This is a genomic window from Afipia sp. GAS231, from assembly GCF_900103365.1.
Taxonomy (GTDB): Bacteria; Pseudomonadota; Alphaproteobacteria; order Rhizobiales; family Xanthobacteraceae; genus Bradyrhizobium.
On record NZ_LT629703.1, the window covers coordinates 2,568,287 to 2,585,453 of the forward strand.

17 protein-coding genes and 1 tRNA gene are annotated in these 17,167 nt (G+C 63.6%); 9 read left to right on the forward strand and 9 right to left on the reverse strand.

Annotated features, from left to right (window positions below; genetic code table 11):
• Entirely contained in the window at nt 1-414 is a 414-nt protein-coding gene (locus BLS26_RS12210; protein WP_092511362.1) for a DoxX family protein, read from the forward strand.
• 113 nt (nt 415-527) lie between these two features.
• Here the strand turns inward: BLS26_RS12210 and BLS26_RS12215 are convergent, their stop codons facing one another.
• A complete protein-coding gene (locus BLS26_RS12215) occupies nt 528-1,007 on the reverse strand; it encodes an Lrp/AsnC family transcriptional regulator (protein ID WP_092511364.1) in 480 nt (159 codons plus the stop codon).
• A gap of 270 nt (nt 1,008-1,277) precedes the next feature.
• Here BLS26_RS12215 and trxB point away from each other — a divergent pair, with 270 nt between their 5' ends.
• The 3 genes from trxB to dapA all read left to right on the forward strand — a co-directional run bounded on the left by trxB (nt 1,278) and on the right by dapA (nt 4,687).
• Nucleotides 1,278-2,243, forward strand: coding sequence for a thioredoxin-disulfide reductase (gene trxB, locus BLS26_RS12220; RefSeq protein WP_092511366.1), 966 nt, complete (start codon nt 1,278-1,280; stop codon nt 2,241-2,243).
• A gap of 2 nt (nt 2,244-2,245) precedes the next feature.
• Nucleotides 2,246-3,169 carry a LysR family transcriptional regulator gene (locus tag BLS26_RS12225; protein ID WP_172804592.1) on the forward strand — a complete coding sequence of 308 codons (924 nt, stop codon included), beginning with the start codon at nt 2,246-2,248 and terminating at the stop codon, nt 3,167-3,169.
• Between the two features lie 585 nt (nt 3,170-3,754).
• The gene (dapA, locus tag BLS26_RS12230; RefSeq protein WP_092511370.1) at nt 3,755-4,687 is read left to right on the forward strand and encodes a 4-hydroxy-tetrahydrodipicolinate synthase; all 933 of its coding nucleotides are present in this window, start codon (nt 3,755-3,757) and stop codon (nt 4,685-4,687) included.
• 53 nt (nt 4,688-4,740) lie between these two features.
• Here the strand turns inward: dapA and BLS26_RS35700 are convergent, their stop codons facing one another.
• Nucleotides 4,741-4,881, reverse strand: coding sequence for a hypothetical protein (locus BLS26_RS35700; protein WP_157676432.1), 141 nt, complete (start codon nt 4,879-4,881; stop codon nt 4,741-4,743).
• A 311-nt stretch (nt 4,882-5,192) separates the two neighbouring features.
• Between BLS26_RS35700 and BLS26_RS36295 the strand changes: the two genes are divergently transcribed.
• Complete coding sequence (locus BLS26_RS36295) at nt 5,193-5,330, forward strand: hypothetical protein (RefSeq protein WP_172804593.1); 138 nt, start codon at nt 5,193-5,195, stop codon at nt 5,328-5,330.
• Nucleotides 5,331-5,553: 223 nt separating this feature from the next.
• Here the strand turns inward: BLS26_RS36295 and BLS26_RS12235 are convergent, their stop codons facing one another.
• The 6 genes from BLS26_RS12235 to BLS26_RS12260 form a co-directional block, all read right to left on the reverse strand.
• Entirely contained in the window at nt 5,554-6,234 is a 681-nt protein-coding gene (locus BLS26_RS12235; protein WP_092511372.1) for a ParA family protein, read from the reverse strand.
• A 182-nt stretch (nt 6,235-6,416) separates the two neighbouring features.
• A complete protein-coding gene (locus BLS26_RS12240; RefSeq protein WP_092511374.1) occupies nt 6,417-6,749 on the reverse strand; it encodes a hypothetical protein in 333 nt (110 codons plus the stop codon).
• A 217-nt stretch (nt 6,750-6,966) separates the two neighbouring features.
• Nucleotides 6,967-7,374: a hypothetical protein gene (locus BLS26_RS12245; RefSeq protein ID WP_092511376.1), complete on the reverse strand. Its 408-nt coding sequence runs from the start codon at nt 7,372-7,374 to the stop codon at nt 6,967-6,969.
• Between the two features lie 152 nt (nt 7,375-7,526).
• Nucleotides 7,527-7,603: transfer RNA gene (locus BLS26_RS12250), tRNA-His, on the reverse strand.
• A gap of 249 nt (nt 7,604-7,852) precedes the next feature.
• Nucleotides 7,853-8,287: a phasin gene (locus BLS26_RS12255; protein WP_092517973.1), complete on the reverse strand. Its 435-nt coding sequence runs from the start codon at nt 8,285-8,287 to the stop codon at nt 7,853-7,855.
• 262 nt (nt 8,288-8,549) lie between these two features.
• Nucleotides 8,550-8,924: a phasin family protein gene (locus tag BLS26_RS12260; RefSeq protein WP_092511378.1), complete on the reverse strand. Its 375-nt coding sequence runs from the start codon at nt 8,922-8,924 to the stop codon at nt 8,550-8,552.
• A gap of 318 nt (nt 8,925-9,242) precedes the next feature.
• Between BLS26_RS12260 and BLS26_RS12265 the strand changes: the two genes are divergently transcribed.
• Nucleotides 9,243-12,476, forward strand: a complete 3,234-nt coding sequence (locus BLS26_RS12265) for a PAS domain S-box protein (RefSeq protein ID WP_092511380.1) — start codon at nt 9,243-9,245, stop codon at nt 12,474-12,476.
• A gap of 29 nt (nt 12,477-12,505) precedes the next feature.
• On the opposite strand, the gene BLS26_RS12270 is transcribed toward BLS26_RS12265, so the two are convergent.
• Complete coding sequence (locus BLS26_RS12270; RefSeq protein ID WP_092511382.1) at nt 12,506-13,300, reverse strand: alpha/beta fold hydrolase; 795 nt, start codon at nt 13,298-13,300, stop codon at nt 12,506-12,508.
• 142 nt (nt 13,301-13,442) lie between these two features.
• On the opposite strand from BLS26_RS12270, the gene BLS26_RS12275 reads away from it, so the two are divergent.
• The 3 genes from BLS26_RS12275 (at nt 13,443) to BLS26_RS12285 (ending at nt 17,031) form a co-directional block, all read left to right on the forward strand.
• Nucleotides 13,443-14,093 carry a GntR family transcriptional regulator gene (locus BLS26_RS12275; protein WP_092511384.1) on the forward strand — a complete coding sequence of 217 codons (651 nt, stop codon included), beginning with the start codon at nt 13,443-13,445 and terminating at the stop codon, nt 14,091-14,093.
• Complete coding sequence (locus BLS26_RS12280) at nt 14,090-15,619, forward strand: aldehyde dehydrogenase (RefSeq protein WP_092511386.1); 1,530 nt, start codon at nt 14,090-14,092, stop codon at nt 15,617-15,619. The genes BLS26_RS12275 and BLS26_RS12280 overlap by 4 nt, the downstream gene beginning before the upstream one ends.
• A 65-nt stretch (nt 15,620-15,684) precedes the next feature.
• Entirely contained in the window at nt 15,685-17,031 is a 1,347-nt protein-coding gene (locus BLS26_RS12285; protein ID WP_092511388.1) for an MFS transporter, read from the forward strand.
• The last annotated feature ends 136 nt before the right edge of the window (nt 17,032-17,167 follow it).

Genomic DNA, 17,167 nt, shown 5'->3' on the forward strand with positions numbered 1-17,167 from the left:
ATGGACAAATTCAACAAGCTGCTGGCGAGCGGCGAACCGATGGTTCTCGGCCTGTTCCGGATCATCACCGGGCTGCTGCTGTTTCAGTATGGCGTCGCCAAGATCCTGAAATTTCCCGTGCTGCCCTATTTCGCGAGCCCACCGCCCTTGATCATGACCGCGGGCGGAATCGAGCTCGTGCTCGGCGCGCTCTTGATCATTGGCCTCTGGACGCGCCCGGTCGCGTTCATTCTCTCCGGTGAAATGGCGTTCGCCTATTTCATGGGGCACATGTTCAAGACCCCCGCCGCGCCGGTGTTCACTCCGCTCATCAACGGTGGCAGCGCGGCGATCCTGTTCTGCTTCGCCTGCCTCTATCTCGCCTGCGCCGGCGGCGGACCCCTGAGCGTCGATGCGGTGATGAAGAAGAAGTAGCCGACAAGTCTCAACCGTCATTGCGAGGAGCGATAGCGACGAAGCAATCCAGTCTTCCTTCGGGACTCTGGATTGCTTCGCTGCGCTCGCAATGACGGTGGAACGAACGCGCGCTACCCCACAGCCTTCATATCCAGCGGCACCGCGGCTTCGTATTTCGAATTGTGCAGCACCAGCGACGTCCGGACGTTGCGGACATGCGGCGCTGCGGTCAGGTGGGTGACGAACTCCTGAAACGTCGCCATATCAGGCGCGACGCATTTCAAAATGAAATCCACTTCGCCCGAGAGCATCCAGCATTCCCGCACCAAGGGCTCGGCGCGGACGAACTCCTCGAACGCCCGCAGGTCGGCGTCGGCCTGGCTGGACAGATGCACCGACGCAAACACCGTGACATCGAAGCCGAGACGGCGCGGATCCAGCAAGCCGCGGTAACCGAGGATGTAGCCCTCCTCCTCCAGCGTCCGCACCCGGCGCAAGCAGGGCGGCGGCGAAATGCCGACCCGTTTGGCCAGTTCGACGTTGGTGATTCGGCCGTCGGCCTGGATTTCGGCGAGGATTTTGAGGTCGATTTCGTCAAGATTCTTCGACACGCGGGTCCGGTTCCCTGAGGCTGGCTGGGCGGGCAGGCAATAGTTGCAACACTCATAGCGCAGCCGACCCCAGATGCGCAATTTTATTGCGCGTGCAGCGCGTCATTTGGCCGAGTACCGGGGAAAAATCGCTGATTTGGATTGCAATTCTTGCATAGCTACCCAGATGTCCTAGACTTGGATTTGACACTTTTAGCGCCGCCGCGATGCCTTTTCCGGCCGCTTCCCGCTCAAGTCCTGACCAAACTCCCTTAAGAAAGGGAACTGCCGATGTCTGCGCCTATCCATGCCAAGGTCGTCATTATCGGTTCCGGCCCGGCCGGTTACACCGCAGCGATCTATGCGGCACGGGCCATGCTCGAGCCGATCCTGATTCAGGGCATCCAGCCCGGCGGGCAGCTCACCATCACCACCGACGTGGAAAACTATCCGGGCTTCGCCGACGTCATCCAGGGCCCCTGGCTGATGGAGCAGATGGAGAAGCAAGCCGCCCATGTCGGCACCAAGATCGTCACCGATCACGTCAACAAGCTCGACCTGTCGCAGCGGCCGTTCCGCCTGACCTGCGATAGCGGCGATGTCTATTTCGCCGAGAGCGTGATTCTCGCCACCGGCGCGCAGGCGCGCTGGCTCGGTATCCCCTCGGAAGAAACCTTCAAGGGCTTTGGCGTCTCGGCCTGCGCGACCTGCGACGGCTTCTTCTACCGCGGCAAGGAAGTGGTCGTGGTCGGCGGCGGCAACACCGCGGTCGAGGAAGCGCTGTTCCTGACCAACTTCGCCTCGCAAGTGACGATCGTGCATCGCCGCGATCATTTCCGCGCCGAGCGGATCCTGCAGGACCGCCTGTTCAAGCATCCCAAGATCAAGGTGGTCTGGGACTCAGCGATCGACGAGATCTGCGGTAGCCAGAATCCGGGCAAGGTCACGCATGTCAGGCTGAAAAACGTCAAGACCGGCACGCGGACCGAAGTGCCGGCCGACGGCGTCTTCATCGCCATCGGCCACGCACCGGCGACCGACCTCGTCGCCGGCCAGATCAAGCTGAAACACTCCGGCTATGTTGAAGTGGCGCCGAATTCGACCGCCACCTCGGTGCCCGGCCTGTTCGCCGCCGGCGACGTCGCGGATGAAACCTACCGGCAGGCGGTCACCGCCGCCGGCCTCGGCTGCATGGCAGCCCTTGAAGCCGAACGCTTCCTGGCTTTGCGCGCGAGCGATCGCGCCGCGGCTGAATAGACATGGCTCGCTCGCGAAACGGATTTACGGATATGGATTGGGACAAGCTGAAGGTGTTTCACGCCGCGGCGGAAGCGGGAAGCTTCACGCATGCCGGCGAGCAACTGGGGCTGTCGCAATCGGCGGTATCGCGACAGGTCTCGGCGCTGGAGCAGGAGCTCTCGGTGTCGCTGTTCCACCGCCATGCCCGCGGGCTCATCCTCACCGAGCAGGGCGATCTGTTGTTCCGCACCGCGCATGACGTGTTCATGCAATTGCAGGCGGCCCGCGCCAAGCTCACCGACAGCCGCGAGCGTCCGAGCGGCGACCTCAAGATCACCACGCCGCCGGCGCTCGGCATCAACTGGCTGATTCCGCGGCTCGACGAGTTCACCGCGCTCTACCCGGACATCCGCATCACGCTGATCGTGACCGACGAGGATCTCGATCTGTCGATGCGCGAGGCCGACGTCGCGATCCGCACCCGCAAGCCGACCCAGCCCGACCTGATCCAGCGCAAGCTGTTCTCGATCGGCTTCCATGCCTATTGCTCGCCGGAATACATCAAGCGTTTCGGCACGCCGCGCACGCTCGACGATCTCGACTCGCATCGCATCATCATGCTCGGCGACGCCCAGGTGCCGCCGCACCTGCAGAACCGCGCCTGGCTGATCGACGCCGGCCGCAACGGCTCGGGTCCGCGCGAGCCGTTCTTCAAGGTCAACAACATCCTGGGGCTGGTCCGCGCCTGCCAGCAGGGGCTCGGTATCGCCGCGCTTCCGGACTATCTGGTCGAGGAAAACAACCGGCTGGTGCAGTTGTTCGGCGAAACCGACTCGATCCAGGTCGACACCTATTTCGTCTATCCGGAAGAGCTGAAGACGGTGGCGCGGGTCCAGGTGTTCCGCGATTTCGTGGTCAGCAAGGCGCAGCGCTGGCCCTCCTAATTCGCTGATTTTACAGAGGCCCCGCTCTTCGCATGACTGACATGCGGCTCGGGCGGTTGCTGCAGGGCGCCGATGGGGATCATAGTGTCTCCACGCTGAACGGCCGCGCTGCGCATATGTCCCCCTCCTCCAGTGGCGCGGAAGTTCAGTAATCCCTCTTGGAAGGTGATTGTGTCGGCCTCACGTGGCCAATGCCTTAAAGCCGGACTCTTTTGAGTCCGGCTTTTTTTTGTGAGTCAGCTTCGATAGCGCGCCAAACCTGGGGCCGCACTGGGGCCGCAGCCGTCGAAAGGACGGCGTCGCTTCCGCTCGCCTATGACGAACGGACGTTCGCATTGGTCGGCTGCTTTCGTCCCGAGGTCATGTTCCGTGCGGATTGACATGCCACGCGGCGCGCCGCATCATCCGCAAATGATCACGAATTCGTGCGCATCGCTGTCGTCGAAAAAAGGTCCCCTTCCGGGGACCCGAGATCGACGCGCGCCATAATCTCTTCGCCTGCCCGATCCCGAAAACCCCGCCGCGAGGTCGGGGTTTTTTTATTGGTCCCGTCTCCGGCTCTTCAAGCCCCAAGGAGATGGAACGATGACCGACCAACCAACACCCGATCTGCAAAGCCGGCTGCAAGGTCTGTGGCTGCCCCTCGTGACGCCGTTTCGGAACGGCGAACTCGACGAGCCCAGCCTGCGACGGCTTGTCCGGCACTATGCACACGGCCCGATCGACGGGCTGATCCTTGCCGCCACATCGGGCGAAGGCATGTCGCTCGGCGCGCTCGAACTCGAGCGGCTGGTGGCGGTGACGCACGAGGAAATATCCGGCAGCGGACGCAGCCTGCCGATCTGTCTCGGCCTGTCCGGCGCCAGCACCGCAAAGATGCTGGACACGCTGGACGAGACCGCGGTCTGGCCGATCGACGGCTATCTGATCGCGAGCCCCTATTACACACGGCCATCGCAGCGCGGCATCGTGCAGCATTTCGAGGCGCTGGCCGATCACGCCTCCTGGCCGATCGTGCTCTACAACATTCCCTATCGCACCGCGGTCAATCTCACCAACGAGACGCTGCTCGAACTCGCCGACCATCGAAACATCGTCGGCATCAAGGATTGCAGCAGCGACCGCGCCCAGTCGATCGACTTCCTCAGGCGACGGCCGGCCGGCTTCCGCGTGCTGACCGGTGAGGACGCGCAGTATCATGAGGCGCTCGGCGACGGCGCCGACGGCGGTATTCTGTTGTCCGCGCATCTGGAAACCGAGGCGTTCGCCTCGGTGCACACGCTGATGAAGCAAGGCGACCGCGACGGCGCGCTGGCGTGCTGGGAGGATATTTCGGAATTGACGCGGCTGTTGTTCGCCGAGCCGAGCCCGGCGCCAGCGAAGTACTGGCTGGCGCACCATGGCCTGATCGACAGTGCCGAGGTTCGGTTACCGATGGTCGAGGTCAGCGAACAACTCGCGGCCCGGCTCGATGCCGACATCGTGCGGCGCAGGCCGCCGCTGTTACGGCGGGCCTGACTTGCGCCGTTGCGCTCCCTCTCTCCAGATATGGCGAGAGGGAGAATGGCGTGTCAGCTAATCAACAGCCGATAGGTCATGACCGGCGCGAAGCCGAGCAGCATCGCCCAGACGGCAAACGATGACACCAGGAGAACGTCGTGCATTCTCTGGGCCTGCTCGCAAACCGGATATTTCTTGTTGTCGCTGGACATTGGAATCCCCCCGTTTTTTCTTGAGGAAATATCCATACGCATAAAATTTTAAAGTTGCGGGCGAAGCGTCGCTCGACTTTGAAGTTTTGTGGTCACGATGCGTTAACCACCCCGCGCCGGTCGAATGGCGCGCGACCAGGCTGCGCGCCTCGCCTGATCCATCCATCATATGGCGGTGTCGATCGTATCAGTCCCGCCACGGTGGTTAATCCGCGGTAGCACCTGCGGTCAAATGCGAGCGAAAACGCGACCGGGTTCTTAAAACCAAGCGCGTATCACTATCCCCGCAACAACAAACGCGGGGGCGCGTCGTGAACTTCGAAAACAACAACACCATCCCTGAGCAACAGGGCTTTACGACCGCGGATATCCTGTGGGCGGTCGGCATCTGGTCGGTGATCCTGACCCTGTCGCCGGTTGTGGTGTTTTACGTGCTGATGGTGGCGTAGGGCCACGACAGCTTCCGCCAGCCTGTTCCGTCATTGCGAGCCACCGGGTCGTGCGAATGCGCGCCCGATGACAGGCTCCGCGAAGCAATCCATACCTCAGCACGCTGGGGCATGGATTGCTTCGTCGCTTGCGCTCCTCGCAATGACGACGACAATTCCTCGCACACAAAAGAAAAACGCGCGGAGCCCGCGCGTCTTTTGAAGTCCAAACCAGACGGCGTTGTTACGCCGCCTGCTTGTGCATGGCGCCCGATGCCGACGCCGATCCGCGGATCGCCTTGATCGAACGTTCGATCGCAGCCCACAGCCGGGTAATCTCGGCGGCAGCGCGGCCTTCCGCGTAATATTCGCGGGCGCCTTCGCCCTGGCTCAACGCCATCAGCAAATCGGCACGGTTGGTGATCTGACCGCTCCACACCGGCGCACGGAACTTGATCAGCGCTTCACGGGCGATGGCGACGATGCGGCTTTCGGCGCCGTCACGTTCGGCAGGCGCGCCGTTGATCACGACCGCATAGGGCTTGCGCGCCGAGCGGCAGGTCGAAATGGTTTCCTGCACCGCGTTGACGTCGAACACGCCGGGCCGCGCCGGAATGATCACCATCGTCGCATTGCGGATGGCGTCGTCGACCACGGCCGACAGGTTAGGCGGGGTGTCGATGAACACCCATTCGACTCCGTCACGCTTGGCCGCTGCAATGATGCCGCTGACGGAATTTACCGCAGCCTTGATCGGCGGTTCGTTGGTGCCGCGCAATTTGTGCCAGAGAGTTAGCGACCCCTGCGGATCGGCGTCGATCAACAGAATGGGCTTCGTTGCCTTGTGAACATGGGCAGCGAGGTGAGCAGCCAGGGTACTCTTTCCCGAGCCCCCCTTACGCGAAGCGAAAACTATGACGTTCATACCTTGGCCTCCAGATTGACCCCAGGAGACGAAAATGAATCAGCGCGCTGATTCGTTAAAGAAAAATTTGCAGCCCGCCGCGATGAAGCCACTGATTTGCCAACAAGGCTGCTTTTTGAGTCACACCATGCGGTGCGGTGCGATACAACCAGAAGGGGAGCCGCCAGAACGGCTTGATCCCGTCATTGGGTGGTTTTTGGCGTGGTTTTTGGCATGGTTTTCCGGCGCTGGCGTTCGATCCACTTGCGTTCGATCCAGCCGAGCATCCGCGCCATCGGCCCCTGCAGGACAGGCACGTCCTGTGCGAACAAAAGGAGTCCGAGCGGCAGCATCCAGAGCCCGACCACCGGCAGGAAGCTGAAGATGCCGCCGAGGATCAGCAGGATGGCGAGCGGAATCCTGGGGTAGCGCGACGACGGCCGGCGCAGCCAGGCGACGAACTTCGCCGGCCGCGGCGGCAGCTTGGCTTCGAACCAGGCGAAATGCCGGTCGAGTTCTTCCTGGTGATTGATCAAGTGAACCTCTCCTGTGTTTCAGGAGATGTTCATCGGTCACAGCCCCGCAAGGCGTCGGTCTGTCGCACCATGGCGTTTTCAAGCGAAGCATGCCCCCGGACTTGATCCGGGGGTGGACGCCGGTTCGCCCAAAGAAAACGCGTCAAAACAAAAGAGTAGAGCCCGGTTTGATTCAATCAGAACCGGGCTCCAGGGGGCTTGAAACCGCGCGCCGCGATCAGGTCGCGGCGGGCTTTTTCGCCGGCCTGGTTGAAGGTTTGGTCGAAGGCTTGGTCGAAGGTTTGGTCGAAGACTTCTTGGCCGCCGGCTTGCGCGCCTTGCTGGTGACCGGCTTGCGGGCCACAGGCCTGATGCTGGTGGGCTCGCCTGCGGCGGCGCTCGGCTCGGGATCCGGCCTGAACTGCGCGCGGCAGGCCGGCGAGAGCTGGGACTTGTTGCGGGCCATGCAGGCCGTCACCCGCGCGACATCAGGGATATCCGAACTGCAGAGCCGGAACGCATCGCCGGTACAGGCTTGCTCCTGCTCGGGGGTATAGGCTTGGCCGGCGCTGGACCACATCGCAACCGGGAGCGCCGTCGCCAGCATCAATCCAAACCCGAAATTCCTGATCCGGAAAAAAGTCATCTTCCCCCCACGGCAATGATTAAGGCAATGATTCCCGGAATTGTGGGTGAACCGCCGGACCTTGGCAAGCAGGGGTAGGCAACACGCCACAGCACAAGTGTCGCGTTAGGTCGTCAGCTAGTGGGAAAGGCAACGGGGCCGGATGCCACGGGTGGTACAGTTGGGTGGGCTCGAACCACCGACCTCCTGTTCCACAGACAGGCGCTCTAACCAACTGAGCTACAACTGCATCCTTTGCGCGGTCCCTCAAAAAAGGGGGGGCGCGAATTCCGCGGAAACTAGGTGCAACGCACCGCTTTGGCAAGGCCGCGGAGCCACCGATTATGGTCGTTTGGAAGGCTATCCGCGTTCACGTGCAGAACAGGTAAACCGGCCAAGAGCCCGCCAAAATCGTCCCAAGGCGCAATTAAGACGGCCATCAAGGCAGCAAAAAGCCCGGGCAACCGGCCCGGGCCTTTCTTGATTCAAGCCCGATGGATCAGGCGGCCGGCTTGTAGAGCTTCGAGGCCGAGGCCTTGATCGGCTCGACGGTCTCGGTGGCGACCTTCTGGCCGAGCTCGGTGAGCTCCTTGGCCTGGGCTGCGAGCGTCTCGAACTGCTTCTTGGCGTGCGAGGTCCACAGCTCCATCGCGGCGGCCGGGGTCTTCACGCCGAACAGTTCCTGGGCGAAATCGAGCGAGGTCGAGGTGTTGGCCTTGAAGAACTCGACCAACTTGGCCGAGTACTCGCTGGCACCCTTGCTGGCGGTGGTGAATACCGCCTCGATGGTGCCGTTATGGGTCTCGGCGGCATCCTTGAACTTGGCGTAGTTGTCGCGGGCCTGCGAAACGCCCTTTTCGGCGAACGCGCGCATCTGCTCGGGGACTTCGAAGGGAATGATGGAGGCGGAGAACGGATCGGTGGAAGTGGTCACGGCATGCATCCTTCACAATGGGGTTTAAACGAGTTTCTCCCTCGCGGTCGGCCGGCACGCTGCCTGATACCGAAGGGAGCACGTACACAAACTCACGGAAGCGCCCATCCACGGGCCTGCCTAACTAGCACCCATATCATGTCAAATTTGTGCAACGCAACGCGATTTCTGGTGCAATGCCACATATGTGACGCGGTCAGGATGCAAGTTCCCGCCCGGCGACCCAACGGTTGTATGGGCCTCCGGGCAGCTCGGGTGCGGCTCAGGTTTTGGGCGTCGCCGCGTCCATCGCGGCCTTGCTGACGATCTGGCCCATTTCGCTGGCCTGCTGCGCCAGCGACCGCATCTGGCCCTGCACATATTCGCTGTGCAGACGCATCACCTCGGTCAAATCCTTGGCCTTCAGCAGCGACTGCGCATATTCGAGCGAGGCCTGCACGTTCTGTTCGGCATAGGCGACCGCCTTGGCGCCGATGTCCTTGGCGCCGGCGCGAACCGTGGCGCCGCGCTCCTCGATCGAGCCTGCGGCCGTCTGCGCGGAGGCCACGAATTTCTCCAGCGTCTTGCGGGCCTGATCGAAGCTCGCTTCCGCCATCGCTCGCATGTCCTTCGAAATCTCGAAACGATCGTCGCTCATGCTCCACTCCTGATGTGTTGGCCAAGGAATAGCTAGGGACTACCTGGATATCGCCGAACGGCCTCGCCGGTATGACGCGGGTCCAAAGGTTCCGCATCGTGGACCTCTGGCGGCCGTCTGCAACAGCCCAACGCCGCTGATGGCTCTAGGTTCAGCAGGACCGGGTTCGACCCGCCGGGTTAAGGTTATCCCGGCTTTGGCCCCCGCAGGCCGGGTCCGGCCGTGGACCTGCCGCTCCCCGCTTGCGATACTAGCGATCTTTTAAGGCTGTCAGCATTTGGCGGCCGATTCCAAGGCCCGGACGGTCCAATAGTTGCGATGAACTTTGCGGAATTTCAGTTGCAGGCCTCAGGCGATCCGCGATTGGCGGCCTATGCGGCGAGCCCCCTGCCTGCCTGGTTGTGGTCGTCTGACGGCACGCGAATCCTGTGGGCCAATCCGGCCGGCGCCGGCGTGTTCGGTGCGGCCGATGGTGCCGCGCTTGCGAACCGGATTTTCGGGCCGGCCGACCGGCATCGCCGTCAGGTCGCGCGACTTGCCGGCCGCGTGTCGGCGGGCGGCGCTATCCGGCTGGAGCGGGTGCAGGGCTTTGGTGCAGCACCCGGCATGCTCGCGACCTGCGGTTATCAGCGGATCGATTTTCACGACGGCAGTCACGGCCTTCTGATTGCCGCCAGCGCGCCGCCGATGCTGCGCGAACGGCCTGTCGCCGCGACCGAGCGCGAGGCCAAACCTGCCGAGTCACCCGCCGTCGCCGAAGCGGCGCCATTGCCGGCGGCACAACCTGCAGCGGACGCCGGGCAACATTCGCCGTCGCAGCCGCCAATCAAAACACAGACTGAGTTTGCGCTGTTCGACGCCTTTGCCGAGCCACCGGCGACGCCCGCTGCCGAGCCGACGATTGTGGACGAACGGCCCGAGCCCGATCTGGAAAGCGTGCTGCAATTCGATCTGCCGCATGTCGAAGCCACGCCGCGCGAGCCGCACGCTGAAGCGTTGCCGGAAGTAACGCCCGCGATCGACGCGCATGCGCACGAGCCATCGCCCACCATCGAAGCCGTTGCCGGCGAACCATTGCCTGCCCCGCAGCGGCTGCCGCTGCGCTTCACGTGGCAGGTCGATCAGGACGATCGTTTCACGCTGACGTCTGACGAATTCATCCGCCTGATCGGGCCGCACACCGCCGCTTTCCTTGGCCGGCCGTGGCACGAGATCGCCGCAACGTTCGGCCTCGATCCCGACGGCCAGGTGACCAAGGCGCTCGCGACCCGCGCGACCTGGAGCGGCATCACGCTGAACTGGCCGGTCGACGGCGGCGGCCGGCTGTTGGTCGAATTGTCGGGGCTGCCGGTGTTCGATGCCGCGCGGAATTTCTACGGCTACCGCGGCTTCGGCGTCTGCCGCGATATTGACGGCCTCACCCGGCTGGCGGCCGGGCGCGACCATCCACCGCCCGCGAGCTTGGCCCCGCCGCCGCCATGGTCGGCGGATATCGACCAGGCGGGCCCTGCGCCGGACGTGCCACCGAACGACATCCGGGCGGAAGATTCTCCCGACCCGACCGCCGTTGCGTCACCTTCGTTTGCAAAATTGCCTGACGAGAGTGCGACCGAGACTTCACAGCAAACCGATTTGGACCCCCCCGTGGAACCTCCTGAGGATACGCGCACGGAAACGCCGGCGGACACATCAGCGGAAATTCCGATGGAAACGCCCGTGGAGACGCCGAAGAACGTGTTGCCGTTCCGCCCGCCTGGCGACGCCAAGCCGCCGTCGTTGACCCCGGTCGAAAACAGCGCCTTCAACGAGCTGGCCCGGCAATTGTCGGCGCGGCTCGACACCGATGGCACCGAAACACCCGATGGCACCGGCTTCGACGATACCGTCGTCGAGAAGCCCGCACCGGTGGCAATGTACGAAGCACCGGCCGCCGAGACCCCCGAATGGCTGGCGCCGTCCGAGCCGCCCGCGCGCGGCGAAGCCCGGCGCGACAAGCCGCTGCTCGATCTGTTGCCGGTCGGCATCCTGATCTACCGGCTCGATCGCCTGCTCTATGCCAATTCGGCCTTCCTGACCCAGATGGGCTATCCCAGTCTGCATGCGCTGGAGGATGCCGGCGGCCTCGACGCGCTCTATGTCGAGCCCGGCGTCTCCAACGCCTCCTCGACATCGGACACCGGCACGCCGGTGACGATTTCCGCAAGCCAGCCGTCGGATGCGCATGCACCGCCGGCGGCGGCCGACGCCCGCCTCTACACGATTTCCTGGGACGGCGATTCCGCGCTGGCGCTGATCTTCTCCGGCACCCGCCATGAGGGCGAGGCGGTCGCGGCTGCGATCGCGCAGGCAAATCCTGTTGAGGCGAGCCCGGTTCAGGCAAGCCCCGTCGTCGAAGCGCTGGTTGCCGTACCACCTGTCGTCGACGAACCCTCGCCGGTCGGCCACGCCGACTCCGAGGAGCTCGGCGCCATCCTCGACACCACGACTGAGGGCATCGTGATGTTCGACGCCGAGGGCAATATCAATTCGGCCAACCGCAGCGCCGAGGCGCTGTTCGGCCGTGACGGCGACGAACTCGCCCGCTGCAACCTGGCCGACCTGTTCGCGCCGGAGAGCCGGCATGCGGTGTTCGACTATCTGGCCGGCATCAGATCATCCGGCGTCGCCAGCCTGCTCGATCACGGCCGCGACGTGCTGGGCCGCGAAAGCAAAGGCGGCATCATCCCGCTGTCGATGACGATGGGCCGCACCCGCGTCGACGGTCCGAATTTCTTCGCCGTGTTCCGCGACCTGTCGCAGGCGAGGCAAACCGAAAACGAATTGCGCGAGGCGCGACGGCTGGCCGAGCGCGCCGGCACCGCCAAAGCCGACGTGCTGGCCCGCATCAGCCACGAGGTGCGCACGCCGCTCAACGCCATCATCGGCTTTGCCGAAGTGATGATCGGCGAGCGCTTCGGCTCACTCGGCAACGAGCGCTACGTCGAATACATGAAGGACATCCGCGCGTCCGGCGAACGCGTGATCGCTGTTATCAACGACCTGTCCGACCTGTCGCGGATCGAAACCGGCAAGCTCGACCTCGCCTTCACCACCCAGAACCTGAATGAACTGGTCGAGAGCTGCGTCGCGGTGATGCAGCCGCAGGCCAACCGCGAGCGCATCATCATCCGCACCTCGCTGGCGCACACGCTGCCGCCGGTTGTCGCCGACGCCCGCGCACTGCGCCAGATCACGCTGAACCTGATCGGTAACTCGATCCATCTCGCCAATGCCGGCGGCCAGGTCATCGTCTCGACCGCGCTGTCCGATTTCGGCGAGGTGATGCTCAGGGTTCGCGATACCGGCCACGGCCTCAACGACAACGAAGTCGCTGCCGCGCTTGAGCCGTTCCGGACATCGGCGCCATCGGATCAAACCTCCGACGGCGGCGTCAGCCTGTCGCTGACCAAGGCGCTGGTCGAAGCCAACCGCGCCAAATTCCAGATCAAGACCGGCGGCCGCTCTGGCACCTTGATCGAAGTGGTGTTTCCGCACGCCGTTGCGAAAGCCTGATCGCAGCGGCGGCACGGCAAGATGACCGCTCACGCCGGCGCGGAAAATGTCGCCGGCAGGAAATCGCCGATCACGTCCAGAAATAGTTCCGGCGATTGCAGTTGCGGCACATGGGCGCAGCCCGGGATGATCTCGAGATGCGCCTGCGGCAGCAGGCTTGCGAGTTCATGCGACATCGGCGGCGGCGTCGCCTCGTCATGCTCGCCGACCAGCACCAGCACCGGCGACTTCACCTTTCCAAGCTCGGGCCGGAGGTCGAGGCTCGCCAGCGCGTCGCAGGCGGCACAAAACACATCGAGGTCGGTGCGCAGAAACGCCGCGCGGCGATCGGCCATCAGGTCGGGATGCGCGGCCTGGAAATCCGGCGCGAACAGACGCCGCATCGCGACGTCCGTGATCGCGGCCAATCCCTTCGCTCTCGAGGCCGCCGCCATGTTGCGAAAGGCCTCGCGACCCGGCTCGGAAAACGCGGCGCCGCAATCGGCGAGGACAAATTTGCTCGCGATCCCGGGATGGCGGATCGCCATCTGCAGCGCGACGAAACCGCCATAGCCGTTGCCGAGCACGATGGCGTCCTTAGCGGGCGCGGCGTCCTTGACCGCTTCCGCCATCCGGTCGGCGACCGCAGCCAATCCGCCGGTTACGGCTTGCGACCGGCCAAAGCCCGGCAGCTCGGGCACGATCACTCGGAACGATTTCGACAGATCCGGGACGATGGCATCGAAGCTGGCGCGGTCCGACAGCAGCGAGTGGAACAGAAACAAAGGCGGCCCCTCACCGAACTGCGCTGCGTTGACGGTGCCGTTGGCAAAGAGCCTGTCCATTCGGTCTCACTTTCATGAATTCGGGCGCCTTTTAGCGCGCAATCCATGGATTGATAAATCAAAACGCACATAATTCAAGCCTTTAGGCCTTGACGTGATATTTCACGACTGCAAGATAGAGAGAATCTGAGAAGGAATTTCGATGCTTTTACGCGATAATGTCTACGAGAGCCTACGGTCTGATATCCTGACCTGTCACTTTGCACCGGGCGATGATATGCGCGAGCAGGATCTCGCCGAGCGTTATGCCGTCAGCCGGCAACCGGTGCGGGAAGCGTTGCTGCGGCTGGAGCGCGAGCATCTCGTCACCGTGCAGCCGCGCCAGGGCTATCGCGTCAACCCGATCTCGCTTGCCGATGCCCGCGACCTGCTGCGGTTTCGGCTGGCGCTGGAGCCGGCCTGCGTCAATGAGGCAATCGAGAACGCGAGCGACGACGTGTTGAAGTCGCTGAACGAATTCCGCCGCTTTGCCGGCAACCATGAAGACTTCATCGCCTATAACCGCGCCTTTCATTCGGCGCTGGCACACGCCTCCGGCAACCGCCGCATGGCGGCAGCCTTGTGCGACCTGATCGGACAGGCCGACCGGCTGGTCCGCGTCAGCGTCGCCAACGTGAAAGGCCACGATCCGAAGCAACTCGTGGCCGAGCATGTCGCCTTGATCGAGGCGATGCAGCGGCGCGAGGCGCGAACCGCCGCCCGCATCATCAAGGCGCACATTGCGCAGACCGAAAAGCGGGTGCTGCCGGCGCTGAAGCGCAATGCCGTCATCGTCGACGGGAGAGAAGCATGAACGTCCCCTCAAAATCCGCCGCCATCGATGTGGAAATCCACGGCAATTTCGTCGACGGCCGCGAGGTCGAGGCCGGCGCCGGCGAAATGCTGGATGTGCGCAATCCCGCCACCGGCGACGTCATTGTCCGCATTCCGAATTCGACCGCTGCTGATATCGACCGCGCCATGAAGAGCGCGCGGGCGGCCTTCGAAGGCAAGGCGTGGGGTGGCATGGATGTCCGTGCCCGCGCGCGGCTGGTCAATCGCCTCGCCGACGCCTTCGAGGCCAATCTCGACACGCTGTACCGGCTGGAGACGCTCAACAACGGCCGCCCTGTCAACGAGACCCGCGCGCAACTGTCGCGGCTGCCGGATTTCTTCCGCTACTTCGCCGGCGTGGCGCTGGCACGCCGCGATTCCGTGATTCCGGTCGAAGGCGCGTATTTGAACTATACGCTGCGCACGCCGATCGGCATCGTCGCCAACTGCACGCCGTTCAACCATCCCCTGATGATCCTGTGCAAGTCGCTGGCCGCCGTACTCGCGACCGGCTGCGTCACCGTGGTCAAGCCGTCGGAATACACCCCGCTGACGACGCTGAAGCTGGCGCAAATTTTTACCGAGGCCGGACTGCCGCCGGGCGTGTTCAACATCGTGCTCGGACTCGGGCAGTCAGCCGGCAAGATGCTGGCCGAACACCCTGACATCAACAAGCTGGTGTTGACCGGCGGCACCGAGGCCGGCCGCATCGCCGGGGGTGCGGCGGCAAAAGTGTTCGCGCATCAGACCATGGAGCTTGGCGGCAAGACGCCGGTCATGGTGTTCGACGATTTCGATGTCGAGCGCGCGGTCAACTACGCCGCGTTCGGCGCCTTCATCGGCGCCGGCCAGACCTGCGTCTGCGCCTCGCGCCACATCGTGCAGGCCACGATCTACGACGAATTCGTCGAGAAACTGAAGACGAAGACGCAAAGCATCCGCATCGGCGACCCCTTCGATCCCGCGACGCAACTCGGTCCGGTGATCTCGGCGCGGCAGCGCGACCGCGTGCTGACCTATTCGCGCTTCGGCCAGGACGACGGCGCGCGGCTGGTGACCGGCGGCGTCGCCGCCAAGGTGCCCGGACACGACAACGGCTATTTCGTCGAACCGACTGTCTTTGCCGACGTGAAATCCGACATGCGCATCTTCCAGGCGGAAGTGTTCGGCCCGTTCACGTCCGTTACCCGGTTCACCGACGAGGCCGAGGCGCTGCGCCTCGCCAATGACTCTCCGTTCGGCCTTGCCGCTGCGATCCGCACCCGAGATGTCGGCCGCGCCCATCGGGTGGCGTCGGCAGTCAAGGCCGGCATCGTCTGGATCAACGACCATCACCGCCTCGACCCGGCATCGCCCTGGGGCGGCGTCGGCGATAGCGGCATCGGGCGCGAATGCGGCACCGAGAGCTTTGACGATCATTTCAACACCAAGAGCGTGATGGTCGCGACACATGACCAGCCGTTCGACTGGTACCGCGACACGGCAACGCAACGACGACTGAATTAACGGGAATCAACGGCTACACCGGTCCCAGAGAAGACCGGCGCCGCATACAAAGGGGGAAACTTGTTATGGCTGACGCAGTAAACGCCGGCGCGCGTCTCGACCGGCTGCCGATCTCGTCGTTTCACTACCGGATTTTCTGGCTGGTCGGCGCCGGCATGTTTTTCGACGGCTACGATCTCTATATCGCTGGCGGCGTGCTGGCCTCGACGGTGCAGTCCAAATTCTCGACGGTCCCGGAAAACCTGCAATTCATTTCGCTGACCTTTGTCGGCATGACGCTGGGCGCGCTGATCACCGGATTTGTCGGCGACAGGATGGGCCGGCGGTTCACCTATCAGATCAACCTCCTGATCTTCGGGCTGGCGTCGCTGGCGGCGGCTTTCGCCCAGGACATGAACCAGTTGATCGCGTGCCGTTTCGTGCAGGGCCTCGGGCTCGGCGCCGAAATCGTCGTCGGCTATTCGACGCTGACCGAATTCGTTCCGCCGAAGACGCGCGGGCGCTGGCTGTCGATGATGGCCTTCATCGTGGTTGCCGGATTTCCGGTGACCGCCCTGCTTGGCTATTTCATCATCCCGGCCTTTGGATGGCGTCCGATGTTCGTCATTGCCGGTATCGGCTCGCTCATCGTCTGGTATCTGCGCAAGAACCTGCCGGAGTCGCCACGCTGGCTTGAATCGCAAGGCCGCGCCGCGGAAGCCGAAGCCCTGATGCAATCCATCGAAACCGAATCCGCCGCCGGCGGAACGCTGCCGCCGGTGGTGGTACCGGCCGCGGTGCCACAGGTGGCCGCAATGGACATGCTGAAGCCGCCGCTGCTGCAGCGCCTGATCGTGGGGTCCTGGGTCCTGATCACGATCAATACATTGATCTTCGGCTTCGTGATCTTCCTGCCGCAGTTTTTCCTGCGCCAGGGACTGACCATCACCAATTCGCTCGCCTATACGCTGGTGTTGTCGATCGCATCGGTAGCAGGCTGCGCCGTCGGCGCCTATCTGTCCGACGCGATCGGGCGGCGCTGGAGCATCATCGGCGCCTCTGTTGTCACCATCATCAGCGGCTTCATCTACGCCCGCTTCCATGCCGGGGCCGATCCGGCCGTGGTGCTGAGCGTCGGGTTCATCCTGATCGTCGCGATCTATGTTCAGACCGCGATCCTGTTCGGGGTCTATACGCCGGAACTGTTCCCGACCGAGATCAGATTGCGCGCCAACGGCATTTGCAACACGTTCGGACGCGGTGCGACCGTGGTCTCGCCCTTCATCGTCGGTGCCCTGATGGCATCCTACCAGTTGCCGGGCGTGGTCTGGCTGATGATCGGGCTTGTGCTGGTTCAGATCGTGGTGGTGTGGGCCTGGGGCGTGGAACCGCGCAACCGGGGCCTGGAGGAAGTCGCCACTGCGCAAGGGTGATGACGGCCAGGAGAAACAGGAACAGTCCGTAGGGTGGGCAAAGGCGCTCTTGCGCCGTGCCCACCCTACAGGAACGCAACGCTCGATTTCGACTTAGTGAAGCATCCGGAATGCCGCCCGTGATACAACGCGGACG

Bases quoted from the DNA above. Each gene is read 5' to 3' on its own strand.
- BLS26_RS12210 (WP_092511362.1), top strand. From the start codon at position 1: ATGGACAAATTCAACAAGCTGCTGGCGAGCGGCGAACCGATGGTTCTC.
- trxB (WP_092511366.1), top strand. From the start codon at position 1,278: ATGTCTGCGCCTATCCATGCCAAGGTCGTCATTATCGGTTCCGGCCCG.
- BLS26_RS12225 (WP_172804592.1), top strand. From the start codon at position 2,246: ATGGCTCGCTCGCGAAACGGATTTACGGATATGGATTGGGACAAGCTG.
- dapA (WP_092511370.1), top strand. From the start codon at position 3,755: ATGACCGACCAACCAACACCCGATCTGCAAAGCCGGCTGCAAGGTCTG.
- BLS26_RS35700 (WP_157676432.1), bottom strand. From the start codon at position 4,881: ATGTCCAGCGACAACAAGAAATATCCGGTTTGCGAGCAGGCCCAGAGA.
- BLS26_RS12235 (WP_092511372.1), bottom strand. From the start codon at position 6,234: ATGAACGTCATAGTTTTCGCTTCGCGTAAGGGGGGCTCGGGAAAGAGT.
- BLS26_RS12245 (WP_092511376.1), bottom strand. From the start codon at position 7,374: ATGACTTTTTTCCGGATCAGGAATTTCGGGTTTGGATTGATGCTGGCG.
- BLS26_RS12260 (WP_092511378.1), bottom strand. From the start codon at position 8,924: ATGAGCGACGATCGTTTCGAGATTTCGAAGGACATGCGAGCGATGGCG.
- BLS26_RS12265 (WP_092511380.1), top strand. From the start codon at position 9,243: ATGAACTTTGCGGAATTTCAGTTGCAGGCCTCAGGCGATCCGCGATTG.
- BLS26_RS12270 (WP_092511382.1), bottom strand. From the start codon at position 13,300: ATGGACAGGCTCTTTGCCAACGGCACCGTCAACGCAGCGCAGTTCGGT.
- BLS26_RS12275 (WP_092511384.1), top strand. From the start codon at position 13,443: ATGCTTTTACGCGATAATGTCTACGAGAGCCTACGGTCTGATATCCTG.
- BLS26_RS12280 (WP_092511386.1), top strand. From the start codon at position 14,090: ATGAACGTCCCCTCAAAATCCGCCGCCATCGATGTGGAAATCCACGGC.
- BLS26_RS12285 (WP_092511388.1), top strand. From the start codon at position 15,685: ATGGCTGACGCAGTAAACGCCGGCGCGCGTCTCGACCGGCTGCCGATC.